Genomic DNA, 23,838 nt, shown 5'->3' with positions numbered 1-23,838 from the left:
TATATTTGACAAAGCAGTTTTGTCAATGCTTTATATAAGTTATCCTTATATCCATCACGTCATGGCCACGGGAAGCGCTGCAACCCCTCGATTTCCTTACAAATCCGACCGGCTCAAACCGTTGCGTGCGTTCTGCCAGACGGTGCGCCTGGGGGCGGTGTCGCGGGCCGCGGAGGCCTTGTTCGTCAGCCAGCCGGCGGTGACGCTGCAGTTGCAGGCGCTGGAACGGGAACTGGGGGTGGTGCTGTTCGAGCGCAGCGGCCGGCGCCTGGTGCCCAGCCGCGAGGGCCAGTTGCTGTACGAGATGGCGCAGCCGCTGGTGGAGAGCCTGGACCGGCTGGAGGCCGACTTCCGCGAGAAGGCACGCGGGCTGGACGCCGGCGAGCTCAACGTGGCCGCCAACAGTTCCACCATCCTCTACCTGCTGCCGAAGATCGTGGAGGCCTTCCGCGCCCGCCACCCGCAGGTGCGGCTGACGCTGCACAACGCGATCAGCGCCGACGGCACCGACCTGCTGCGCGAGGACGCGGTGGACCTGGCGGTCGGCTCCATGCTCGACGTCCCCGCCGACCTCAGCTATGCCCCGGTGTACCGCTTCGAACAGTTGCTGATCGCCCCGCACGACCATCCGCTGGCACGCAAGCCGAAGCTGACCCTGGAGGACCTGTCGCCCTACCCGCTGATCCTGCCGCCGCGGCGCCAGGTCACCTACCGCCTGGTCGACCTGGTGTTCCAGCAGGCGCGCGTGCCCTACACCGTGGCGCTGGAGGTCGGCGGCTGGGAAGTGATCAAGCAGTACGTGGCGATGGGCATGGGCGTGTCCATCGTCAGTTCGATCTGCCTCACCGACGCCGACCGCGCGCGCCTGGCCACCCGCGCGCTGGGCGACTACTTCCCGGCGCGCAGCTACGGCGTGGTGGTGCGCAAGGGCAAGTACCTGTCGCCGCAGGCGCGCGCCTTCATCGAACTCATCCAGCCGGACCTGTTCACCCCGCGCGGCTACGACGAGAGCGGGCCGTCGGAGCGGTGAGCGTCGTGGCAGCAGGCGCGTTCCCGGCCATGGCGCGTCGCGCTCCGCCCCCCCAATGCGGCAGCCCCCGATCGCCTCCCCCGGCAGATGCCGCTCTCACACTGACATACACTGGCGGCACGTTGCGCTCGCTGGGGACCACCGGGCGCATGGCGCCCTCGGCATCCGCTCCGACCCCAGGAAGGAAGCGCAATGAACCCCACGACGCTGTTGCTGATCCAGTTGGCGCTGATCCTCGGCGCCGCCCGCCTGTGCGGAATGCTGCTGCAACGGGTCGGCCAGCCGCCGGTGATCGGCGAGATGGCGGCCGGCCTGCTGCTTGGCCCGATCGCCTTCGGTGTGTGGCTGCCTCATTGGCACGGCCTGGTGTTCGCGCCGGCAAGCCTGCCGCCCCTGTCGGGGCTGGCGAACGTCGGCGTCGCGCTGTTCATGTTCGTGGTGGGTGTGGAGCTGCGCGCACCGGAAGGCACCAAGGCGCAGGTCCGGGCGTCGTTGGCGGTCGGCGTGTCCGGCATCGTGCTGCCGCTGCTGTTGGGGCTGGCGGCCGGCGCCTGGCTGTTTCCGCAGTTCGCCCCGCCGGGCATCGGCTTCTGGCCGTTCTCGCTTTTCATTGCGGCGGCGATGTCGGTCACCGCCTTCCCGGTGTTGGCGCGCATCCTCAAGGACCGCAACATGACCCGCACTCCGGCCGGACGCCTGGCGTTGGGTGCGGCGGTGATCGACGACGCGACCGTGTGGATCTTCCTGGCCGTGGTGCTCACACTGACCGGCGGCAATGTGCATGGCGGCGTCGGTGCGACCGTCCTGGGTGCATTGGCGCTGATCGCGATCACCTTCGGCGTGCTGCGCCCAGTCTACGCGCGCCTGCTGCGACCGCGTGCGCATGACGGGCGCTACGCGCCGACGGCACTGGCCTGGGTACTGATCGGTCTGCTCGGCTGTGCGGCGGCTGCCGAATGGATCGGTCTGCACGCGATCTTCGGCGCGTTCCTGTTCGGCGTGTGCCTGCCCCGCGACGACCGCCTCCTCGAGCATCTGGGCGAGCGCATCGAACCGTTGGCCATCGCATTGCTGATGCCGGTGCTGTTCGCAGTGGCAGGCCAGGCCACCAGCCCCACCGCCTTCGCCGGCGCCGGCTTCGTCGGCTTCGCCGTGGTTGTCGGCGTGGCCGTGACCGGCAAGCTGGTCGGCTGCACCCTGGGCGCGCGCTTGAGCGGCCACGATTGGCGCGACAGCCTGACCGTCGGCTCGTTGATGAACGCGCGTGGGTTGATGGAACTGGTGGTGATCAAGATCGGCCTGGACAGCGGCCTCATCGGCCCCGACCTGTTCACGCTGTTGTTCGGCATGACCCTGTTGACCACGCTGATGGCCTCTCCCATGGTGGCCTGGTTCCAGCGCCCTTCCGCCGCCTCGACGACCGAACGGCTGCACGCCGCGGGTCGCAGGCGCTGAGTGATGGCGATGGCGATGGCGATGGCGATGGCGAACACGTTTCCCTGGACCGCATGTGCACGCTGCGCAGCGATGCGACGCGCCACATGCCTCGGCGCCCCGGCACATGCGCGCCGCGGCGTTGCGCGATGAGCGCGGCGCAGACGCCATCGCACTACGTCGAAGTTGGCCCGCCACCGGCACTGCGCGACCGCCTGCGCTGCAGTTGGCGGTTCCGCCAGGGCGAGGCCGACACCGCTGCGACGCAGGTGCTGCCCGACGGCTGCGTCGACCTGATCTGGGACGGCCGCGCGCTGTTCGTGGCCGGGCCGGACCGCCGCGCCAGCGACGCCACGTTGGCGCCGGGCAGCGTGTTGACCGGCATACGGCTGGCGGCCGGGGCCGGCGCCAGCCTGCTCGGCGTGCCGCTGCATGCCGTCGCCGACCAGCGCGTGCCGCTGGACGCGCTGTGGGGCATGCGCGGCCGCGACTGGCAGGCGCGGCTGGAGGATGCCGCCGATCCGCTGGCGGCCTTGCACGCGCTGTGCGCCAGCCGGCCGCTGCAGCCCGACCGCGCGATGGCCTGGCTGTTCGCGCAACTCGCCGGCAGCACACCGCCGCGACTGGCCGCATTGACCGCCGCGCTGGGCATCAGCGAGCGCACGCTGCGGCGACGCAGCCACGACGCGTTCGGCTATGGCTCCAAGACCCTGGAGCGCATCCTGCGCCTGCAACGCTTCCTGGGCCTGGTCCGCCAGCATCCCAACCTGACCGCGGCCGCCCTCGAGGCCGGCTACGGCGACGCGCCGCACCTGGTGCGCGACAGCCGGCAACTGACCGGGGTCAGCCCGCGCGAGCTGGTGCAGCGGCACGCGCGCTGAGTTGGCCGTTTTCGCCAAGCCGGCGCCGCCGCGGCGCGGGATACTGGCGACTCGTCCACAGGAGCCGCCCATGTCCCGCGCCGAACAGCATCACCGCATCGACTACCTGGAATTCGCCGTCGCCTCGATCGATGCGGCCAAGGCCTTCTATGGCCAGGCCTTCGACTGGAGCTTCCAGGACTACGGCCCGGACTACTGCGAGTTCCGCGACGGCCGCCTGAGCGGCGGCTTCTTCCACGGTACGCCGCAGCCCGGCGGCGCGCTGGTGGTGCTGTACTCCCACGATCTCGCCGCCACCCAGGCGCGCATCGAGGCCGCCGGCGGCCGCATCGTGCGCCCGGTGTTCGCCTTCCCTGGCGGACGCCGCTTCCACTTCGCCGACCGCGACGGCTACGAACTGGCGGTGTGGTGCGAGGGCTGATGGCCGCTGCGCACGCGCGACGATGCGGCCGCGCTAGTCCGGATCGCGCGCGTAATGCCCGAGGAACATGTCGGCCGCCGACGCGGCGACCTCGGCCTGTTGCGCTGGGCTGAGCGGCGGCTGGCCCATGCTCAGCTGTGGCCAGAACGCGAAGCCCTTGATCAGCGCATGCAACTGCTGCGCGGCGAACTCGGGCTGCAGCGGCTTGAGCCGCCCATCGGCCAGGGCCGCGCGCAACCACACCAGGGTGCCCTCCTCCTTGCTGCCCAGGCGCGCGACCAGGTCGCGCGCACGCTCGGGCGCGCGCAGGCCCTCGACCATCGCCATCCGCGACAGGCCCAGGAAGGCGGAGTCGTCGAACATCTGCAGCTTCTGCTGCAGCAACTGCAGCAGTTGCGCGCGCAGCGGCTGCTGCGGGTCGTAGGGCACGCCGACCGTATCCAGGCTGCGTTGCCAGAGCTGCACCAGGATCTCGTCGAACAGCGCGTCCTTGCTGGGGAAATGGTTGTAGACGGTGCGCTTGGACACGCCGGCGCTGGCCGCGATGCGGTCCATGCTGGTGGCCTCGAAGCCATGGCCATGGAACTCGGCGATCGCCGCCTCCAGGATCGCCTGGCGCTTGCGCTCGGTCAGCCGTACCGGAACGGGCGTGGAAGGAGAAGCCATGGGCGGATGTTACACCGACCGGTTTACTTTCACGAAAAGGAAACTACACTGTGCAGTGTAATTCTCGCGCTCGTCTTCCAAGGATTGCTGCCATGTCCGCGTCCGCTTCCTCGCTGTCCCCTGTTCCGCCTGCGCATCTGGCGTCGCCGCAGTACCGCCACGGCCGCTTCCGCAACGCCACCCCGGGCACCAGCGGCGCGCCCGGCCTGGCCGGGACCCTGCGGATCCTGTGGCATCTGCTGACCCGCAAGTCGGCCGAGGCGGTGCCCGCGCAGCCGCTGCCGGTGCTGCCGTTGACCGCCGCGCAGTTGCTGGCGGCGCCAGACCGCAGCCTGTACCGGCTTGGCCATTCCACCGTGCTGCTCAAGCTGCGCGAGCGTTTGTGGCTGACCGACCCGGTGTTCTCCGAACGCGCCTCGCCGTTTCCGTTCGCCGGCCCGCGGCGCTTCCACGCACCGCCGATCGCGCTGGACGCGTTGCCGCCGATCGCCGGGGTGATCCTCTCGCACGATCACTACGACCACCTGGACCGCGCCAGCATCCGCCGCCTGGCCGAGCGCGTCGGGATGTTCGTGACCCCGCTGGGCGTGGGCGACCTGCTGCGGCGTTGGGGCGTGGCTGCGGACAAGGTGCGGCAACTGGACTGGTGGCAGTCGACCACGGTGGACGGGGTGACGCTGACCGCGACGCCGGCGCAGCATTTCTCCGGCCGCGGCATGTTCGACCGCGGGCGCCGGCTGTGGTGCTCGTGGGCGATTGAGACGCCCGACCTGAAGCTGTTCTTCAGCGGCGACGGCGGCTACTCCGACGGCTTCAAGGCGATCGGCGAGCGGCTGGGCCCGTTCGATGTGAGCCTGATCGAAAACGGCGCCTACGATGTCGATTGGCCGCACGTGCACATGCAGCCGGAGCAGACCCTGCAGGCGCATCTGGACATCGGTGGACGCACGCTGCTGCCGATCCACAACGGCACCTTCGACCTGGCCATGCACGCCTGGCACGAACCCTTCGAACGCCTCGCGGCACTGGCCGACGCCGCCGGCGTGGCGCTGGCCACGCCGCGCATGGGCGAGCGTGTCGACCTGGCGCAGCCTGCGCACGGCGAGCGCTGGTGGCGCGCACTGGCGCAGGGGGTGTCGCTGTGAGCCGCTGGACACTGTCCGACCTGCCGTCGCAGCGCGACAAGATCGCCATCGTCACCGGTGCCAGCCCTGGCGGCCTAGGCTACGAGACCGCGCTGGCCCTGGCCGGCGCGGGCGCCAGCGTGGTGCTCGCCGCGCGCAACGCGGGCAAGGGCGAGAGCGCGCGGCAGGCCATCCTCGCCGCGCATCCGGCGGCCGACGTGCGCGTGGAGGCGCTGGACCTGGCGCAGCTCGCGTCGGTGGCCGCCTTCGCCGAGCGCATCGCGGCGCGCTTCCCGCGGCTGGATGTGCTGATCAACAACGCCGGCGTGATGGCGCCGCCGCAGCGGCAGACCACGGCCGACGGCCTGGAACTGCAGTTCGGCAGCAACTACATCGGCCACTTCGCGCTGACCGCGCGGCTGCTGCCGCTGCTGCGCGCTGCGCCGGCCGCACGCGTGGTGAACCTGTCGAGCCTGGCGCACCGCCAAGGCCGCATCGACTTCGACGACCTGCAGTGCGAACGTCCCTACCGGCCGTGGAAGGCCTATGGGCAATCCAAGCTGGCGATGCTGATGTTCTCGCTGGAATTGCAGCGGCGCAGCGACGCGCAGGGCTGGGGCGTGCGCGCGCTGGCCGCGCATCCCGGCTTCGCGCAGACGGCGCTGATCGCCAATGGCCCGGCGGTCGACGGTCGCCGCACCGCGATCGGCGCGGCGACCCAGTGGCTGGGCGCATGGATCACCCATTCCGCCGCCGCCGGTGCGCTGCCCACGCTCTACGCCGCCACCTCGCCAAACGCCCAGCCCGGCGGGTACTACGGGCCCGACGGCCTGTTCGAGCTGAAAGGCGACCCGGCCCCGGCCAGGATCGCCCGGCAGGCACGCGATCCGCAGGCGGCCGCGCGGTTGTGGGAGATGGCGTGCACGCTGGCGGGCGTGGCGGTCTGACTGCACCGCGGCACCGCAGGTTGCCTCCGTAGGAGCGGCTTCAGCCGCGACAGGCGTTACCGGGAATGCCCGTCGCGGCTGAAGCCGCTCCTACGGAGCATGTTCCCTCGTCGTTAGCCGCGCCCTACAGCCGCACCCACTCGAATCCCTCGCCGCGACGATAGAACACCGCCAGCGCCTTGCCATAGACGCTGTCGGCATCGACGAAGCCGAAATAGCGGCCATCGAAACTGTCGCCGCGATGGTCGCCCATGACCAGCAGCTTGCCGGGCGGCACCCGCACATCGTGCAGGTCCGGGCCGCCACCCGCGTTCAGGTCGAGTTGGGCGATGCGCGCGCCGAACCGCTCCTGATCGCCTGCGGCGTCCACCTGCAGCGGCTGGCCGTTGATGGAGAGATGGCCATCGCGCACGTCTACACGATCGCCCGCCACCGCCACCACGCGCTTGATCAGGCGGGTGCCGTCGTGCGGCGAATCGAACACCGCCACGTCACCGCGCTGCGGTCGGTCGCGTTCGAGCACGCGGTACTCGGTGAACGGCACGCGCAGCCCGTAGGCGCTCATGTCCACGGCAACGCGATCGCCGGGCTGCAGCGTCGGCTGCATCGAGCCGGAGGGCACCACGTAGTGATTGGCGAAGGACGACCGCGCGGCGGTGAGCAGCAACAGCATCACCACCATCGGCAGCAGTTCCTTGCGGGTCCAGCGCGCGGCGCGCTGCAGGCGGGTGGCATGTGGATCGGCGTGGGTCATGGGGTACCTGGGATGAGCGAGGGCGGCACGGGATGTGTCATCGCGACAGTGCGCGCTCGGCGGCTCGGGGGACCAGTGACGAAAGGCATGGCGCCGCCCGGCACAGACGCATGCCGACACCATGCAGACGGCAACTACTTGCAGTCCGGAAACTCACCCACTTTGACGACCGGAGGCAGACGTTCCTCGTGTCCGCCATCCCTCCCTTGTTCGCCATCGAGATAGGTGATCCGCGCGCCTTTCCCGTCGCGACGCACCGCGTAGAGCGGTTCGTTCCGGTCCGAGTACACCACGAGCGTTTCGTCTTCGGCATGCGTCGAGAACAAGGACGGGGTCAACGGACCGCCCTCGTAGCGCTGGATCAACAGCCGAGTGCCATCGACGGCGGGCAGGATCCAGATCGTCGTCCCCAGCAAATCCCCGCCAGCCTCGGACCAGCAGACATTGGAAAAGCTCTCCGGTCGCGATTCGTGGAAATGCGCCGAACCCGCTGCCACGCTCATCAGAAGCGCCAGACCCACCATCATGTTTCGAACCCCCATGCATCGGGTGGATGAATCAACCGCAATGATGCCGTATCTGTCGAGACACGCCACCTGGGCGGTTCGAGCGTACTTTCCCAGACCACAGCGCGCGCCAGCGTGCGAGCAAAAGCACGGCGGTCACGCCCTCGGCAGCTACCTATGGTGTGACCTCGATGCGGTTGGACGTGGCAGCCTTCAGTGAGCCGACGCGATCAGGAGCGTTCGCCGCTGTCGCCGCCGGCAATTCGCGGTACCGCAACAACGGCTGCACAGCCACCGAGTAGCGGCGTCCAGGCACGATCCGGTAGTTCCGGGACAGATCCACCGTCGCGGATTTCGACTCGCCCGGACGCAGGATCACGTCGGGCCTCGAACCCGGTAGCTGGCTCACGTAGATGCCACGGTAGGCCACAGGACTTCCGTCCTCCTGCAGCACTCGGAACACATTCGCTTGCAGTTGCCCGTCGCGGTTCACCTCGGGGATATAGGCATCCGGCACCGCGATCGGCTGATCGCCCGCGTTGGCCAGAGTGATCGTAATGACCGCTGTGCCCGTGCTCTCACTGGCTGCTTGCGTGTGTTCCAGTTGGATATCCAATCGCCCTGCGGCAGACGCCGCAAAACAGGCGCCCAGCAGCGCCATACCGACAATCCAGCTTCCCTTCATGACCATCTCCTTGTGGTGAATGGAGTATCCGGACACTCCAACAAAAACGGGATGGCCGCAAGACCATCCCGTTCTCCACACACCCGATCGGCGCAGCGCCGATCAGTTCTTCAGGCCGCGGTTTTCCAGCAGCGGCTCGACGCTGGGGTCCTTGCCGCGGAAGTCGCGGTACAGGGTGGCCAGGTCGACGGTGTTGCCGCGCGAGAGGATCTTGTCGCGGAAGATGTCGCCGTTGGCGCGGGTCAGGCCGCCGTGCTCCTTGAACCACTGGAACGCGTCGTCGTCGAGCACTTCCGACCAGAAGTAGGCGTAGTAGCCGGCCGAGTAGCCGCCGCCCCAGATGTGGTCGAAATAGGTGGTGCGGTAGCGCGGCGGCACTTCGGCCAGGTCCACCTTGTACTTCTTCAGCGAGTCGGCCTCGTACTTGTCCACGTCCTGCAGCGGCGCGTCGGCCGGCAGGGTGTGCCAGGACAGGTCGAGCAGCGCCGCCGACAGGTACTCGGTGGTGGCGTAGCCCTGGTTGAAGGTGCGCGACTTCTTGATCTTCTCCACCAGGTCGGCCGGCATCGCCTCGCCGGTCTGGTAGTGCTTGGCGTAGTGCGCGAACACCTTCGGATCCGACGCCCAGTGCTCGTTGAACTGGGAGGGGAATTCGACGAAGTCGCGCGAGGTGGAGGTGCCGGCCAGGGTCGGGTACTTCACGTTGGAGAACATGCCGTGCAGCGCATGGCCGAACTCGTGGAACATGGTGGTGACGTCGTCGAAGCTCAGCAGCGCCGGCTGGCCCGGGGCGGGCTTGGTGAAGTTGCAGACGTTGTAGACCACCGGCTTGGTACCGGTCAGGCCGTTCTGGCCGACGAACTCGTCCATCCAGGCGCCGCCGGACTTGCTGTCGCGCTTGAAGTAGTCGGTGTAGAACAGCGCCAGCGACTTGCCGTCCTTGTCGAACACTTCATAGACCTTCATCCCGTCGTGGTAGGTGGGGATGTCGGTGCGTTCCTTGAAGGTGAGGCCGTAGAGCTGGTTGGCGGCGTAGAAGACGCCGTTCTGCAGCACGTTGTCCAGTTCGAAGTACGGCTTGATCTGCGCTTCGTCGAGGTCGTACTTGGCCTTGCGCACCTGCTCGGCGTAGAAGTCCCAGTCGGCGGCGGTGAGCTTGAAGCCGCCCTTCTGGGCGTCGATCACCTTCTGCATCTCGGCCGCTTCGCTGCGCGCCTTGGCGGTGGCGGCAGGCACGGTGTCGGTGAGCAGTTTCAGCGCCGCGGCCGGGGTCTTGGCCATCTGGTCGCTGAGGCTGTAGGCGGCGTAGCTGTCGAAGCCGAGCAGCTTGGCCTTCTGCGCGCGCAACTGCGCCAGGCGCTGCACGGTCTGGCGGGTGTCGTTGGCATCGCCCTTCTCGGCGCGCGACTGCGAGGCGGCCATCACCTGCTGACGCAGGTCGCGGTCCTTCAGCGAGGCCAGCACCGGCTGCTGGGTGGTGTTCTGCAGGGCCAGCAGGTACTTGCCGTCGAGCTTGCGCGCGGTGGCGTCCTGCGCGGCCGAGGCGATGTCGCCGTCGGACAGGCCGTCGAGCTTGGCCTTGTCGTCCACCACCACCGCACCGGCGGCGGTGGCCGCGACCAGCTTGGTGTGGAACTGCGTGGCCAGGGTGGTCTCTTCCACGTTGAGCTTGCGCAGGGTGGCCTTGTCGGCGTCGGACAGCTGCGCGCCGGCGCGCACGAACTCCTGGTATTCGTACTCGACCAGGCGCTTCTGCTCCGGGTCCAGGGTCAGCGTGTCGCGCTGGTCGTACAGGCTCTTGATGCGCGCGAACAGCTTCGGGTCCAGGCTGATCTCGTCCTGGTGCGCGGCCAGCTTGGGCGCGATCTCTTCCTGGATCTTCTGGCGGGCATCGTTGGTGTCGGCCTGGACCAGGCCGAAGAAGATGCGCGAGACGCGGGTCAGGGTCTCGCCGCTGCGCTCCATCGCCTCCAGGGTGTTGGCGAAGGTGGCCGGCTCCGGGTTGTCGGCGATCTTGCGGATCTCGGCCAGGTGCTGCTTCATGCCTTCTTCGAACGCCGGCAGGTAGTCGCTGTCCTTGATCTTGTCGAACGGCGGCGCCTGGAACGGCAGCGTGCTCGGGGTCAGCAGCGGGTTGGTGGCGGCGGCGGGCTGCGCGGCGGCCGGGGCAGCGGGGGCGGCGGGCACGGGGGTGGACTCCTTACCGGAACAGGCGGCCAGCGCCAGGCTGATGGCGGCGGCCAGAACGACGTTACGCGACATGAGGTGGAACTCCTGGGAGGACCTTGGGGTCAAGACAGCCGCCCACGTTACCGGGTTTGCATGGCAGCGGCATGTGCCATTGGCTCGGCCCGGCGCGGCAGCCAGCCGGCGTACAGACGGCCGGGCGCGGGCATGGCGCCGGCGCCACCAGCACGCGGCCCGCAGCGCGATTCCCAGGCCGGCCGGCGCACCGCGCAGGCACGCCGGCGTGCAAGGCTCACTGCCCGCCGGGCAGCGGCAGCGCCTCGTCCTTGAAGATGGCCACGTGCGGCACGCCGTCGGCGCCGATCCAGCCGCGGTACATGCCCTCGGTGTTGAACGGGAAGGCCACGCTGCCGTCGGTGCCCAGCGCGATGGCGCCGCCGTCGCCGCCGGCCTTGGGGATCTGCTGGTCGATCACCGCGTCGGCGGCCTGGGTCAGGCTCTGCCCGGCGTACTTCACCCGCGCACAGATGTCGTAGGCGGCCACCGCGCGGATGTAGAACTCGCCCCAGCCGGTGCCGGACACCGCGCAACGGCTGTCGGCGAAGGTGCCGGCGCCGATGATCGGCGAGTCGCCGACGCGGCCGTAGCGCTTGTTGGTCATGCCGCCGGTGGAGGTGCCGGCGGCCAGGTTGCCCTGCAGGTCCAGCGCCAGCGCGCCGACCGTGCCGAAGTGCTTGGCGGTTTCCAGATCGGCGTGCGCCTGTTTGTTGGCCTCTTCCTTCAGCGCCTGCTGCAGTTGCTGCCAGCGCTTCTCGGTGCGGAAGTAGGACGGGTCGACCAGGGCGATGCCATGCTGCTTTGCGAAGACCTCGGCGCCATCGCCGACCAGCATCACGTGCTCGGACTGGTCCATCACCGCGCGCGCCAGTTCGATCGGGTTCTTGACCCGGTGCACGCCGGCCACCGCGCCGGCCTTGCCGGTGCGCCCGTCCATGATCGCCGCGTCCAGTTCGTTGCGGCCGTCGTGGGTGAACACCGCGCCCTTGCCGGCGTTGAACTGTGGCGAGTCCTCCAGCACGGCGATCGCGGCGGCGACCGCATCCACCGCCGGCTTGCCCTGCGCCAGCAGCGCCTGCCCGGTGCGCAGCGCCTTTTCCATCGCTGCGCGCGCCTCGGCCAGGTCGGCGGCGCTGCTGCTGGCGCGCTCGACGCCGGCGCCGCCATGAATCACCAGCGTGGTGGCGGGAATCTCGCGCATGCGCCCGTCCTGCACCGCGTAGTAGCGGTGGAACACCGGCGCCTCGACGCGGCCGTCGGGCAGATGCAGGGTGGAGCCGGGGCCGACGCCGACGGTCTCGATGCGCGCGGCCTGCAGCGGCTGCCCGGCCGGGGTGGGCGGTTGCAACGGCCCGGCGACCACGGTGGCCACGGCCTGCGGATCGGTGGCATAGACGCGCGCGGTGCCGTCGCCTTCCACCGCCACCGCGGCGCTCTCGTCCACGCCCAGGCCGATCAGCGGTTCCCCCTTCGGCGCCAGCGTGGCGGCCTTGGCGCGGAACGCGAACAGGCGACCGAGGCGGTCGCGCTCGCGGAAATGGGTGTCGGTGATGACCCGCTTGAGCAGGTCCAGATGCAGGAAGTCGGTCTCGATGGTGACCGCCGGCCCCAGCGGGTCGGCCAACGCCGCCGAGCTGGTGATGCTGCCGCCGTCCATCGAGCCGTACAGGTACTCGCCCAGCATCGCCAGGCCGGCGCTGGTGCCGCCCAGCGGCTTGCCGGCGCGCACGTGCGCGTCCAGCGCGTCGGCCACTGGGGTGTTCTTCCAGTAGCGCACGTAGCGCGACTGGTCGCCGCCGGCGATGAAGATGCCGTCGGCGCGGGCCAGCGCGCGCAGCAGCGCCGGATCGCTGGAGGCGCCGCGGCCGCTGAACACGAAGGTCTCCACCGAGGCCACGCCGCCGACCTTGCGGTAGAACTCCTCGCCCACCTCGCCGGCCTGCGAGGCGCGCAGCACCACCACGTGGCCATGCCCGGCCTTGGCCATGAACCAGCGCAGCGCGTCGTAGTTGCGGTCGCCACCCCCCATCAGCAGCAGGCCGGGCGACACCGGGCCGGGTGTGGGCGCGGCCGGATCGCCGACCAGATACTGGCGGTAATCGCGCGCGACGGCGGGCGTGGCCAGGCACAGGCCCAGCAGCAGCGAGAGCCAGGGCCGGAACAGGCCGACGGAACGGGTCATGCGGATCTCCTCAGGAACGGGGCGGGCAGGCGAGCGTGCGGCTCGTTGCTGAGAGGGGACGAACGGCGGCACGGTTTCCCCCCGCCGTCTTACCCTCCCACGTCGGCGCGCGCGGCACTTGCCCGCAGCTGCCGGCGATCGGCTAATGTGGGATCCATGTCCGCTTCCCTCGACGATTGGTTCGTCCAAGAAATCCTGGTCCACGAGCAGGCGCTCAGCGGCTACCTGCGGCGCTGCTGGCCGCACCGCGAGGAATGGCACGACCTGCGCCAGGAGATCTACGTGCGCGTCTACGAGGCCGCCGGCAAGGCGCGGCCGAGCCTGCCCAAGTCGTTCCTGTTCGCCACCGCGCGGCACCTGATGACCGACCGCCTGCGCCGCAACCGGGTGGTGTCGATCGAGGCGGTGGGGGATCTGGAGTCGATGCACGTCCTGATAGACGAGCTGTCGCCGGAACGCTGGTGCGGCGGACGGCAGGTGCTGGGTCGGCTGGCGGCGGCCTTCGACCGGTTGCCGGACCGCTGCCGCAGCGTGGTCTGGCTGCGGCGGGTCGAGGAACTGCCGCAGAAGGAGGTGGCCGTGCGCCTGGGAATCAGCGAGAAGAGCGTGGAGAAGCAGGTGGCCCGCGGCATGCGCCTGCTGGCCGATCATTTCCATGGCGACGAGGGCGCGGCGGCGCCGGCGAGGCCGTTGCAGGCGCGGGCACGCGATGGACAGCAGGTGGATTGAGGCGCGTGCGGCGGCCTGGCTGGCGCGGCGCGACCGCGGCGACTGGACCGACGCACGGCAGGCGCGCCTGGATGCGTGGCTGGCCGCGGCCACCGCGCACAGGGTCGCATTCCTGCGCCTGCAGGCCGCCTGGCAGGAGAGCGGGCGTTTGCAGGCGCTGGGTGCAGGCCAACGCGATGGGCAGGTGCCCGAACGCGGCCGCTGGCAGGGCCTGGGCGGCCGCGTGGTCGCGCCGGCGACCTCGACCGCACCGGACCTGCGCGGCCTGCGCTTCGCCCCACGCCCGCGCGCACGGCCGCGACGGCGCTGGCCGGTCGCGCTGGCCGCGGCAGTGCTGGGAGTCGCGGTGCTGTCCCTGCTCTGGCGCCATGCCGTCGAACCGGTCCCCACCGCCTATGCCAGCGTCACCGGCCAACTGCGCCCGGTGGCCCTGGCCGATGGTTCGCAGGCGACGCTGAGCAGCGACAGCCGCATCGCGGTGGCGTTGTCGCGCGCGCAGCGGCGCATCGACCTGCAGCGCGGCGAAGCGTTCTTCGCGGTGAGCAAGGATCCGGCCCGGCCGTTCGTGGTCGACAGCGGCGCGCGCCGGGTGGTGGCGGTGGGCACGCGCTTCGCGGTGCGCCGCGAGGCCGATGCGCTGCGCGTGGTGGTCACCGAAGGCACGGTGCGGCTGGAATCGGCCGGCGCACCGCAGGCGCCGCCGCTGCTGCTGCACGCCGGCAGCATCGCCCAGGCCGGCCCGCACGGGGTGTTGGTGCGGCGGGTGGCGCTGGCCGAGGCCGAGCGCGTGCTGGACTGGCGCAGCGGCTATCTGAGTTTCGACGACACCCCGCTGCAGGCGGCGGTGGCCGAGTTCAACCGCTACAACACGGTCAAGCTGCAGGTCGCCGATGCCGGCGCCGCGGCGTTGCGGGTCGGCGGCAACGTGCGCTGGTCCAATGTCGACGCCTTCGTGCGCCTGCTCGAACAGGGGTTCCCGATCCGCGCCGAACGCCGCGGCGACACGGTGCTGTTGCACAGCCGGTGAGCCGCCGCGCGCCGGCCAGGCGCGATGGCGGGGGGATTTGCCGGTCTCGTTCGTCCTGGAGCTACGGAGGCGCGCTCCGCGCCCGTTTGGGGAGAAAACTCGATGCGGTATCCGATGCGTGCCCTGCTGCTGAGCATGGCCTGTGCGAGCGCCTGTGCGGCGCAGGCGCAACCCGCTGCCGTGGCCGCCACCGGCACGGTGGACATCCCCGCCGGCCCGCTGCGCGCGGCGCTGGACACCCTGGCGCGGCAATCGGGCGTGCAACTGATCTATCGCGCCGACCAGCTTGGCCAGGCCCGCAGCGGCGGCGCGCATGGCCAGTTGGACACGGCGCAGGCGCTGCAGCAGGTGCTGCGCGGCAGCGGCTTCGTCGCCCAGCGCGACCCCTCCGGCGCATGGCTGGTGCGGCGCCAGGAACCGGCACCGGCGCGCGCGCAGCCGGCCCGCGCCGCCGCGCCAGCGCCGGCCGCGACGGCCGACGCCCCGGTGGCGCAACTGGAGACCCTGCGCGTCACCGGCTCGCGCATCCCGCGCACGCAGGTGGAAGGCCCGGCGCCGATCAGCGTGATCAGCGCCGAGCAGATCAAGGCCAACGGCTTCACCTCGGTGCCGGACGTGCTGCGCGCGATGACCCAGAACGGCGGCGAGACACAGAGCCCGCAGTCGGCCAGCGGTGCGGACTTCTCGCCCGGCGCGCAGCAGGTGGACCTGCGCGGACTCGGCCCGAACCACACCCTGGTGCTGGTCAACGGCCGCCGCATCGCCGACTTCCCGATGCCGTTCAAGGGCCGCAGCAACTTCACCGACATCTCCAACATCCCGCTGGGCATGATCGACCGCATCGAGATCCTGACCGGCAGCGCTTCGGCGATCTACGGCTCGGACGCGATCTCCGGCGTGGTCAACTTCATCCTCAAGAAGCACGCCGACGGCACCACGCTGGACTACCGTTTCGGCGACACCACCCGCGGCGGCGGCGAGAGCTTCAACCTCAGCCTCAGCAGCGGCTGGTCGCGCGGCAACTTCGATGCGGTGTTCGGCGCCGAACTGGTGTCGCAGACGCCGCTGTGGGCCTACCAGCGCAGCCGCCAGGACAGCACCCTGGACGGCCCCACCGCACGTTCGCAGGTGCCGCGGCGCACCTTCCTGCGCACCGACTATGACGACAACTATCTCGACCCGGGCGCGGACACCTGCGCGGCGGTATCCGCGCTCAACGGCGGCAGCACCACCTATGCCACGCGCCCGGGCTACGGCGCGTTCTGCGGCAGCAGCGCCTCGATCGGCTACGGCACCATCACCAACAGGCGCCGCGGCCTCAACGGCTACGCTTCGCTGCGTTACGCCTTCGACAACGGCACCGAATGGTTCGCCGACGTGCAGATGGGCTACCACGAGCTGTCGCTGTTCCGCGACGTGACCCAGTGGGGCTACATCGCCCCGGACGGCAACGAGGAAGGCTATTTCTACAACCAGGCCACCGGCCAGGTGGAAGCCTGGGGCCGCCAGTTCAGCCCGGAGGAGATGGGCGGACTGAATGCCGGCACCATCCGCACCCGGCAGAAGACCTTCAGCGTCACCACCGGGTTCAAGGGCCACCTCGGCGCGGACTGGGACTACGAGACCAGCCTCAGCCACTCGCAATACCAGGCCACCATCAGCTGGCCGCAGATCGCCGCCGCGCGCGCCAACGCGCTGTTCCTCGGCCCGCAGTTGGGCGTGGACGACGACTCGGGGCTGCCGATCTTCGACGCCGACCCGCAGCGCCTGTACACGCCACTGAGCCGCGCCGAATACGACAGCATCGCCCAGCGCACCGTGTACCAGCCGCGCTCGCGCACCGACACCCTCGCCTTCACCGCCACCAACACCGCACTGTTCTCCCTGCCCGGCGGCGATGCCGGCATGTCCGCGACCGCCGAGTTCGGCAACCAGAGCTACAACCTGCGCCCGGATCCGCTGGCCACGCAGTACTACTACTACAGCTGGAAGGACTCCGACGGCCACGGCAGCCGCAACCGCTGGGCGCTGGCCAGCGAACTGCGCCTGCCCGTGCTGTCGACGGTGTCGCTGAGCCTGGCCGGGCGCTACGACCAGTACCGCTTCGCCGGGCGCTCGCTGGGCAAGTTCACCTACAGCGGCGGCCTGGAGTGGCGGCCGGTGCAGTCGCTGCTGGTGCGCGGTTCCTACGGCACCGCGTTCCGCGCGCCCGACCTGCACTACGTGTATGCCGGCCCGGGCAACGACGAGACCACTGGCGTGGACTACTACCGCTGCGCCAGCGAGGAACCGGGCGTGGCGATCCAGGACTGCAGCTACAACGAGGAAGCGCTGATCCGCGGCCGCAGCGGCAACCGCGCGCTGAACCCGGAGAACAGCACCTCGTGGACCGCCGGCCTGGTGTGGTCGCCGCTGGCGGACCTGGACCTGTCGCTGGACTACTTCGACATCGACATGCGCGACCAGGTGCAGGACCTGCGCGTGGACCAGGTGCTGCGCGACGAGGCCGACTGTCGGCTCGGCGTGCTGCAGGCCACCTCCACCACCTGCCAGCAGGCGCTGGCGCGGGTCACCCGCAGCGCCGACGGGCGCCTGTACGGGGTCTACGTCAACCCGATCAACATCGCCCGCGAACGCACCAACGGCATCGACCTGAGCGCGCAGTACCGCCTCGACACCGGCATCGGCACCTTCCGCCTGAGCGGCAACTACACCTGGGTGCGCCGCCACGATATTCAGGTGTACGCCGGCGAAGCGATGGTGGACGAGTTCGCGGTCAACAGCGGCTACGACATCCCGCGCACCAAGGCCAGCGCCAGCGTGTCGTGGGAGCGCAACGCCTGGACCGCGACGCTGCACGGCGAGCGCCTGGGGCGGCTGCCGAGTTCCGATTCCTACGACCAGGTCTACGACCCGGAGAGCGGCGACAGCCCGTGGATCGGCGCCACCTACCGCTACAACGCCTCGCTGCAGTACCGCTTCACCGACCACGCGCAACTGTCGCTGACGGTGACCAACCTGTTCGACGCGATGCCGCCGCACGACCGCACCTATACGTCGTATCCGTACTACGACGTGTCCTGGTTCGATACCGTGGGCCGCAGCGTGTACCTGCAGTACACGCAGAAGTTCGGCGGCAGCGCGTTGTAGCGCCGGGAGCGAAGCGTGCAGGTGGGAGCGGCCTCAGCCGCGATGAGCGAAAGCGAATGGTCGGCTGATACCGTCCGTCGTCGGGACTGAAGTCCCTCCCACAGTGCAGCCCTCCGACGATGCTGCGCCGTATTTGTGGGAGCGGCTTCAGCCGCGACGAATGAAGCTCAAAGCCACTTGGTACGTTCCTGCGTCGGGACTGAAGTCCCTCCCACAACGGCGCCTGCCCCATGCACCGTAGGAGCGGCTTCAGCCGCGACCGGCGCTTTCCCGATGTCCCGCTCGCGGCTGAAGCCGCTCCTACGGCATCGGTTGGTGCCGTTGGATAAAACGGCGGATGCGCGCCGCCGTCAGCCGCCGCTGCCCGTCACAACGTATCGCGATGCTTGCCGCGCCACGGCCGGTACCATTCGCGGATCGCGGCGATGTCGGCCTGCATGTCCTCGCTGGTCCACACCACCTCGCCAAGGCCGACGGTGCGGCTGGGGTAGTCGAAGTACACCGGGAAAATCGGCACCTGCGCGCCGTGGGCGATCTTCCAGAAGCCGGTCTTCCACTTCTCCACGCGCTTGCGCGTGCCTTCCGGCGTGATCACGTACCACATGCGTTCGGCGCCGCGGATCAGCGCCACCGCCTGTTCCACCACCCCGCGCGGCGACTTGCGGTCCAGCGGGATGCCGCCGAGCTTGCGCAGCAGCGGTCCCAGCGGCCACCAGAACAACTGGGTCTTGCCCAGCACCCGCACCTCGAAGCCGACCGCGAACTTGACCGCGAAGCCCAGGAACCCGTCCCAGTTGGACGAATGCGGGGCCACGATCATCACCAGCTTGGGCACATTGGGAAATTCGCCCACCACCCGCCAGCCGGTCATCCGCAGGGCGGTGCGGCCGAGCCAGCGCATGAAGCGGCTGGGCTTGACCATCGGCATGTTCGGGGGCGCGGCGGGCAGGCGGTAATCGCGTTCGGTCAAAAGTCACTCCCAGCGGCCGGGCGAGCGGCCGCGTTTGATCTGGCTGCGCTCGCGCTTGGCGTCCAGGCGTCGCAGCTTGGCGCCGTGCGAGGGTTTGGTGGCGATGCGCCGCTTCGGCACCGACAGCCCGGCGGCGATGAACTCGGCCAGGCGCTGGCGCGCATCGTCGCGGTTGCGGTCCTGGGTACGGAAGCGCTGTGCATCGATCACCAGCACGCCGTCGGCGGTGATGCGGCGGTCGCGCCGCGCCAGCAGGCGCGCGCGCAGCGGCTCCGGCAACGACGGCGAGCCGGCCAGGTCGAAGCGCAACTCCACCGCGGTGGCGACCTTGTTGACGTTCTGCCCGCCGGCGCCGCTGGCGCGCACGAAGCGCTCGACGATTTCGTCCTCCGGAATCGTCAGGCTGCTTGAGATGTGGATGGCCCCGTTACCCATGGCGCGGATTGTAGGGTATTCGCCGGACCGCCCGGTTTCCGCGTCGGTGCCGCCTGAACGAGCCAGGGAGCGGACGCCGGCCGGTCGCGCGTCCGCGCAGCCGGCGGCGGCGCGGCGATTGCCGTATTCTGGCCGCCGGTCATCGTTCTGCAGGATGCTCCATGTCCCCGACTCCGCGCTTCTTCCGTTGGCCGCAGCGCCTGCTGCTGGCCCTGCTGCTGGCCCTGGCCGCCCTCCCGGCGCTGGCCGAGCCGCCCACCGATGCCGACGTCAACCGCCTGCTGTCGGCCTCGCGCGCGCAGAACATGCTCGACACCATGCTGCCGCAGATCGAGGCGATGCAGCGCCAGCAGTTCGCCCAGCTCACCGCGCAGCACCCGCTCGACGCCGCCCAGCAGCAGAAGCTGCAGCAGATCCAGGAGCGCACCCAGGCCACGGTGCGCAAGGCGCTGTCCTGGCAGGAGATGCGTCCGCTTTACGTCAACCTGTACAAGCAGACCTTCTCCAAGCAGGACGTGCTGGCGATGGCCGAGTTCTACGAGAGCCCGGCCGGCCAGAGCCTGCTCGACAAGACCCCGCAGCTGATGCAGAACCTGATGGGCGCGATCCAGCAGAAGATGACCCCGCTGTTCGCCGACCTGCAGAAGGATCTGGAACAGACGGTCAACGCGCCGCCGGCCAAGTAACACAGCGCTGGCCATGCGCGTCGTAGGAGCGGCTTCCGTCGTTACTCGTGGTGCCCCGACGTCGCCGCTGCCACACCGGCCATGCGGCGCGCCGCCTGCCCTTATTCGGCCGTACTGCCGGCGGCATCCACCCGCCAGGGCGCCGTATCCCACCCGAACAATCCGAACGCGCGCACGAACTCCGCATCCAGCGGCGCGGTCACCGCGATCCGGCGTCCGTCCGGATGCGGAAACGCCAGGCGTTCGGCGTGCAGCAGCATGCGGTGCACGCCCTGCATGCGGAAGATGCGGTTGTGGCGGCCATCGCCGTGGCTGGTGTCGCCGATCAGGTGATGCGAGAGATGCTTGAGGTGGCGGCGGATCTGCCGGAAGCGCCCGGTCACCGGACTGCAGCGCAGCAGCGCATAACGCGAGGTGGCGAACTCGCCCGAGGGCACTGGCAGTTCGCCGCAGGCCAGGCGCGCGAAGCGGGTCTGCGCCGGTTTCTTCAGCGGCTTGCCGGGGCCGCCGTCGAGGTCATGGTCGACGTCGAAGCGATCTTCGGCCGGCCAGCCGCGGCAGATCGCCAGGTAGTCCTTGTCCACCTCGCCCCCCATCAGCGCCTTGCCCAGCGCACTGGCGGTGTCGCGGTCGAAGGCCAGCAGCAGGCAGCCGCTGGTGGCGCGATCGAGCCGGTGCACCAGGAAGATCGGCCGGCCCAGCTGCGCACGCAGGCGCTCGGCGAGGAAGTCGTCCTCGCCGCGGGCGAGCTTGCTGTCGTGGACCATCAGCCGGGCGGGCTTGTCGACCACGGCGAGCAGCGCGTCCTGGTAAAGGATCTGCAAAGGGGCTTCGGCGGTATTCACCTGCGGATTATCCGTGCCGCATCGGCGCGCCACAATGCGCATCGCCTGGCTGCGTCCAGACGCGCGATGCGTCGGCACGATCCGGCACGGAGATGCCTGCATCGCAGCGGATCCGCGACCGGGATGCCGCGCCTGGATGACGTGTCACTGTGGCGTATGTCCACCGTCACACGCAGACGCATCTGCCAACGCCGACGCTACGCGTCCTTGACCGCCAGCAGTTCGCCGTTGCCGACCGGCAACGTGGTGCAGGTGAACGTCGCATCGGCCTGCAACAGCGCGGCGAACGGCGCCATCTCCGCCGCATGCGACAGCGCATTGTCCACCACCAGCAGCCCACCCGGCCGCAGCACCCGGCGCAGTTGCGGCCACCAGTCGCAATACAGCGTGCGCTCGGCGTCCAGGAACACCAAGTCGAACGTGGCCGACGCCGCATCGGCCAGCCAGGCGCCGGCATCGGCGTGGACCAGGTCGACACAGCCCTCCACACCGGCGTGGGCGAAGTTGCGTTGCGCCAGCGCGATCTTGTGCGCGGCGTAGTCCAGCGTGGTCACGCGGCCGCCCAGCGCCGCCGTGGCCTCGGCCAGCCACAGGGTGGAATAGCCATTGGACGTGCCGATCTCCAGCACCCGCTGCGCACCCGTGGCGCGCACCAGGACCGCCAGCAGTTCGCCGGTTTCCGGGGTGATGTTGAGCAGGCGCTGCGCACGCTCGGCCTGGCCGGCATCGTGGCGCGGTCCTTCCGCGCCGAGCGCATCGCGCACCGCCTGCAGGCGCCCGCGGTCGAGCACGGTCGCGCTCAACGCCGCCACCATGCCGACAGCAAGGCCGCCATGCCGGCACCGCCGCTGATCCACGCCCACAGCGACACCCCGCCCAGCTGCGGGCCGCCAGCGTCGAGCGCGTACAGCAGCGTGGCCACGGTGAGCAGGCCGACGCCGGCGATCGCCGCCACCACCCGCCGCTGCATGCGCCGCACCAGCAGGTTGAGTTCGAACAGGTCGCGCGAGCGCATCGACAGCTCGTGCCGGCCCTCGACCTGCTGGCGCAGCCAGCCGTGGATCAGCCGCGGCATGTCCGGCGCGTGGGTCATGATCTCCGGCAGGCGCTTGCGCAGTTCGTGCAGCGCCCGCTGCGGGCTGTAGCGTTCGATCAGGATGCGTTCGAGCACCGGCCGCGCCACCGCCCAGATGTCCAGTTCCGGGTCGAGCTGGCGGCCGACGCCTTCGATGTTGAGCAGGGTTTTCTGCAGCAGGATCAGTTGCGGCTGCAAGGTGAGCTGGTAGCGCTGGGCCACGCGGAACAGCTTGATCAGCACCTCGGCCAGCGAGATCTGCGACAGCGGCCGGGTGAAGTACGGCTCGCACACCGAGCGCGCCGCCGCCTCCAGCTCGTCGATGCGCACGTTGGCGGGCATCCAGCCGGCCTCCACGTGCAGCTCGGCCATGCGCCGGTAGTCCTTGTTGAAGATGGCCATGAAGTTCTCGGCCAGGTAGTACTGATCTTCCTGCGAGAGCTGGCCCATGATGCCGAAGTCCAGCGCGATGAAACGCGGGTTGTCGCGGCGCGCCGGGTCGCTGTCGACCCAGATGTTGCCGGCGTGCGCATCGGCGTGGAAGAAGTTGTCGCGGAACACCTGGGTGTAGAACACCCGCACGCCCTTGGCCGCCAGCGCGCGGCGGTCGATGCCCGCGGCGTCCAGCGAGGCGATGTCGTCGGAGGGGATGCCGCGCACCCGCTCCAGGGTCAGCGCGCGCTCGGCGGTGTGGGTCCAGATCACCTCCGGCACGTACAGGTCGTCCGAATGCAGCCAGAAGCGGCGCAGCACGCTGGCGTTGGCGCCCTCGCGCTGCAGGTCCAGCTCCGCGGCCAGAGTGGTCTCGATCTCGGCCACCACCTCGCGCGGGCGGATCTTGTCGGCGCGCGGATGGGTGCGCTCGACCAGCGCGGCGGCCGATTTCAGCAAGGCGATGTCGGCATCGATCTGCCGCTCGATGTCCGGGCGCAACACCTTGACCACCACTTCGCGGCCGTCGTGCAGCGTCGCCGCGTGCACCTGCGCGATCGAGGCCGAGGCCAGCGGCTCGGTGTCGAAACTGGCGAAGGCCACCGCGATCGGCCGCCCCAGCGCCTGCTCGACAATGCGCCGCGCGGCCTCGCCGTCGAACGGGCGCACCCGGTCCTGCAGCAGGGTCAGTTCCTCGGCCACATCCGGCGGCATCAGGTCGCGGCGGGTGGAGAGGATCTGCCCGAACTTGACGAAGATCGGCCCCAGGTCCTGCAGCGCCAGGCGCAGCCGGGCGCCGCGCGACTGCGCGGCGATGTCGGGGCTGGCACGCGGCACGAACGGCTTGGCTAGGCGCAACCAGCGTTCGGCCGGGGTGCCGTCGAGCAGGTCGTCCAGGCGGTAGCGCAGGATCACCCGGCCGATGCGGCTGGCGCGGAACATCGCCTTCATGCGCCGCGCTCCGGCTGCAGCCGCGCCACGCGCGCGGCAAGGCGTTCGATGTCGTCGCGCAGCACGTCGACGTCGTCGTAGAAGGCCTCCAGCTCGGCGCGCGCGACCACGTCGCGCGACTCCTCGGTCACGTACTCGGCCGCGCTCTGCGCCAGGTCCTGCGCACTGCGCCGGGCCTGCTGCAGGGCCGAGCGCGCGGTGTTGGCCACCTGCACGCCGAGCACCTCGCCGAACACCTGCACGAACGGCCGCTGCCAGTCCGGATCGAAGCGCGTCGCCAGCTGCTGCAGGCGCCGCGCCAGTTCGGCATCGCCGGAGACCCGCACCCGCCCGCCGGGGCCGCCGGTGCGCCGCGCCTGGGCCAGGAACGGCAACTGCGCGAGCAGGCCGCCGAGGGTGCTGCGCACCGCCAGCTCCGGCTCCTGCGCCGGATCCACCGGACCGACCCGCAACTGCGTGCCGTCGACGCGGATCTGCAGGGCCAGTGCCGGCGCCTCCAGGGTCAACGCCACGCGCTGGCCATCGAGGTCGCGCAGGGCCTCGCCAGTTTCCGGGTCCAGCGCCAGCGCGCGATTGAGCGCCGCTTCCAGCGCGCGGCCGGCCAGGGGCTTGAGAGCATCGAGGGGGGATCCAGACATCCCCGCATTCTAGCGGCAGACACGTC

General features: G+C 70.1%; 22 protein-coding genes and 1 pseudogene. 10 read left to right on the top strand and 13 right to left on the bottom strand.

Going from position 1 to position 23,838, the window contains the following annotated elements; translation table 11 throughout:
- Window positions 1–61: 61 nt before the first annotated feature.
- The 4 genes from AC1PLR_RS01345 to AC1PLR_RS01330 all read left to right on the top strand — a co-directional run bounded on the left by AC1PLR_RS01345 (window position 62) and on the right by AC1PLR_RS01330 (window position 3,766).
- Window positions 62–1,030 carry a LysR family transcriptional regulator gene (locus AC1PLR_RS01345; protein ID WP_026144209.1) on the top strand — a complete coding sequence of 323 codons (969 nt, stop codon included), beginning with the start codon at window positions 62–64 and terminating at the stop codon, window positions 1,028–1,030.
- Between the two features lie 192 nt (window positions 1,031–1,222).
- The gene (locus AC1PLR_RS01340; RefSeq protein WP_481099597.1) at window positions 1,223–2,485 is read left to right on the top strand and encodes a cation:proton antiporter; all 1,263 of its coding nucleotides are present in this window, start codon (window positions 1,223–1,225) and stop codon (window positions 2,483–2,485) included.
- A 128-nt stretch (window positions 2,486–2,613) separates the two neighbouring features.
- The gene (locus AC1PLR_RS01335; RefSeq protein WP_481102409.1) at window positions 2,614–3,345 is read left to right on the top strand and encodes a DUF6597 domain-containing transcriptional factor; all 732 of its coding nucleotides are present in this window, start codon (window positions 2,614–2,616) and stop codon (window positions 3,343–3,345) included.
- A gap of 70 nt (window positions 3,346–3,415) precedes the next feature.
- Window positions 3,416–3,766: a VOC family protein gene (locus tag AC1PLR_RS01330; protein ID WP_481099595.1), complete on the top strand. Its 351-nt coding sequence runs from the start codon at window positions 3,416–3,418 to the stop codon at window positions 3,764–3,766.
- 33 nt (window positions 3,767–3,799) lie between these two features.
- On the opposite strand, the gene AC1PLR_RS01325 is transcribed toward AC1PLR_RS01330, so the two are convergent.
- Window positions 3,800–4,432: a TetR/AcrR family transcriptional regulator gene (locus tag AC1PLR_RS01325; RefSeq protein WP_481102408.1), complete on the bottom strand. Its 633-nt coding sequence runs from the start codon at window positions 4,430–4,432 to the stop codon at window positions 3,800–3,802.
- A 92-nt stretch (window positions 4,433–4,524) separates the two neighbouring features.
- Between AC1PLR_RS01325 and AC1PLR_RS01320 the strand changes: the two genes are divergently transcribed.
- Complete coding sequence (locus AC1PLR_RS01320) at window positions 4,525–5,577, top strand: MBL fold metallo-hydrolase (protein ID WP_481102407.1); 1,053 nt, start codon at window positions 4,525–4,527, stop codon at window positions 5,575–5,577.
- Window positions 5,574–6,503 (top strand): oxidoreductase, encoded by a 930-nt coding sequence (locus tag AC1PLR_RS01315; protein ID WP_481102406.1) that lies wholly within the window; start codon window positions 5,574–5,576, stop codon window positions 6,501–6,503. Before AC1PLR_RS01320 ends, AC1PLR_RS01315 begins: the two co-directional genes overlap by 4 nt.
- 124 nt (window positions 6,504–6,627) lie before the next feature.
- Here AC1PLR_RS01315 and lepB read toward each other — a convergent pair whose 3' ends face one another.
- The 6 genes and pseudogenes from lepB to AC1PLR_RS01285 all read right to left on the bottom strand — a co-directional run.
- Window positions 6,628–7,257, bottom strand: coding sequence for a signal peptidase I (gene lepB, locus AC1PLR_RS01310; RefSeq protein ID WP_481102405.1), 630 nt, complete (start codon window positions 7,255–7,257; stop codon window positions 6,628–6,630).
- Window positions 7,258–7,391: 134 nt separating this feature from the next.
- Window positions 7,392–7,784 (bottom strand): hypothetical protein, encoded by a 393-nt coding sequence (locus AC1PLR_RS01305; RefSeq protein ID WP_481102404.1) that lies wholly within the window; start codon window positions 7,782–7,784, stop codon window positions 7,392–7,394.
- A gap of 154 nt (window positions 7,785–7,938) precedes the next feature.
- Window positions 7,939–8,448: a hypothetical protein gene (locus tag AC1PLR_RS01300; protein WP_481102403.1), complete on the bottom strand. Its 510-nt coding sequence runs from the start codon at window positions 8,446–8,448 to the stop codon at window positions 7,939–7,941.
- Between the two features lie 102 nt (window positions 8,449–8,550).
- Window positions 8,551–10,710, bottom strand: coding sequence for a peptidyl-dipeptidase Dcp (gene dcp / locus AC1PLR_RS01295; RefSeq protein ID WP_481102402.1), 2,160 nt, complete (start codon window positions 10,708–10,710; stop codon window positions 8,551–8,553).
- A 217-nt stretch (window positions 10,711–10,927) separates the two neighbouring features.
- On the bottom strand, window positions 10,928–11,893 hold the full coding sequence (locus AC1PLR_RS01290) for an isoaspartyl peptidase/L-asparaginase family protein (RefSeq protein WP_481103511.1): 966 nt from the start codon (window positions 11,891–11,893) through the stop codon (window positions 10,928–10,930).
- A 264-nt stretch (window positions 11,894–12,157) separates the two neighbouring features.
- Window positions 12,158–12,679 (bottom strand): annotated as a pseudogene (locus tag AC1PLR_RS01285) (cyanophycinase); the annotation flags it as partial.
- A 351-nt stretch (window positions 12,680–13,030) separates the two neighbouring features.
- Between AC1PLR_RS01285 and AC1PLR_RS01280 the strand changes: the two are divergent.
- The 3 genes from AC1PLR_RS01280 (at window position 13,031) to AC1PLR_RS01270 (ending at window position 17,780) form a co-directional block, all read left to right on the top strand.
- Window positions 13,031–13,603: an RNA polymerase sigma factor gene (locus tag AC1PLR_RS01280; RefSeq protein WP_209030423.1), complete on the top strand. Its 573-nt coding sequence runs from the start codon at window positions 13,031–13,033 to the stop codon at window positions 13,601–13,603.
- Window positions 13,584–14,630: a FecR family protein gene (locus AC1PLR_RS01275; protein WP_481102401.1), complete on the top strand. Its 1,047-nt coding sequence runs from the start codon at window positions 13,584–13,586 to the stop codon at window positions 14,628–14,630. Before AC1PLR_RS01280 ends, AC1PLR_RS01275 begins: the two co-directional genes overlap by 20 nt.
- A gap of 114 nt (window positions 14,631–14,744) precedes the next feature.
- Complete coding sequence (locus AC1PLR_RS01270) at window positions 14,745–17,780, top strand: TonB-dependent receptor (protein ID WP_481102400.1); 3,036 nt, start codon at window positions 14,745–14,747, stop codon at window positions 17,778–17,780.
- A gap of 367 nt (window positions 17,781–18,147) precedes the next feature.
- Here the strand turns inward: AC1PLR_RS01270 and AC1PLR_RS01265 are convergent, their stop codons facing one another.
- On the bottom strand, window positions 18,148–18,702 hold the full coding sequence (locus tag AC1PLR_RS01265; protein WP_420010298.1) for a lysophospholipid acyltransferase family protein: 555 nt from the start codon (window positions 18,700–18,702) through the stop codon (window positions 18,148–18,150).
- A gap of 51 nt (window positions 18,703–18,753) precedes the next feature.
- Complete coding sequence (gene arfB / locus AC1PLR_RS01260) at window positions 18,754–19,185, bottom strand: alternative ribosome rescue aminoacyl-tRNA hydrolase ArfB (RefSeq protein WP_017907723.1); 432 nt, start codon at window positions 19,183–19,185, stop codon at window positions 18,754–18,756.
- Window positions 19,186–19,346: 161 nt separating this feature from the next.
- Between arfB and AC1PLR_RS01255 the strand changes: the two genes are divergently transcribed.
- Window positions 19,347–19,871, top strand: coding sequence for a DUF2059 domain-containing protein (locus AC1PLR_RS01255; protein WP_371184104.1), 525 nt, complete (start codon window positions 19,347–19,349; stop codon window positions 19,869–19,871).
- 101 nt (window positions 19,872–19,972) lie between these two features.
- Here the strand turns inward: AC1PLR_RS01255 and AC1PLR_RS01250 are convergent, their stop codons facing one another.
- The 4 genes from AC1PLR_RS01250 to AC1PLR_RS01235 form a co-directional block, all read right to left on the bottom strand.
- On the bottom strand, window positions 19,973–20,758 hold the full coding sequence (locus tag AC1PLR_RS01250; RefSeq protein ID WP_481103510.1) for a pseudouridine synthase: 786 nt from the start codon (window positions 20,756–20,758) through the stop codon (window positions 19,973–19,975).
- A 155-nt stretch (window positions 20,759–20,913) separates the two neighbouring features.
- A complete protein-coding gene (locus tag AC1PLR_RS01245; protein WP_481102399.1) occupies window positions 20,914–21,531 on the bottom strand; it encodes an O-methyltransferase in 618 nt (205 codons plus the stop codon).
- Window positions 21,516–23,174 (bottom strand): ubiquinone biosynthesis regulatory protein kinase UbiB, encoded by a 1,659-nt coding sequence (gene ubiB / locus AC1PLR_RS01240; RefSeq protein ID WP_481102398.1) that lies wholly within the window; start codon window positions 23,172–23,174, stop codon window positions 21,516–21,518. The genes AC1PLR_RS01245 and ubiB overlap by 16 nt, the downstream gene beginning before the upstream one ends.
- Entirely contained in the window at window positions 23,171–23,812 is a 642-nt protein-coding gene (locus AC1PLR_RS01235; protein WP_010340080.1) for a ubiquinone biosynthesis accessory factor UbiJ, read from the bottom strand. The genes ubiB and AC1PLR_RS01235 overlap by 4 nt, the downstream gene beginning before the upstream one ends.
- Window positions 23,813–23,838 lie beyond the last annotated feature (26 nt).

The sequence above is a fragment of the Xanthomonas sp. NCPPB 3570 genome (assembly GCF_056725115.1).
This window is presented reverse-complemented; position numbering and strand designations above follow the sequence as displayed.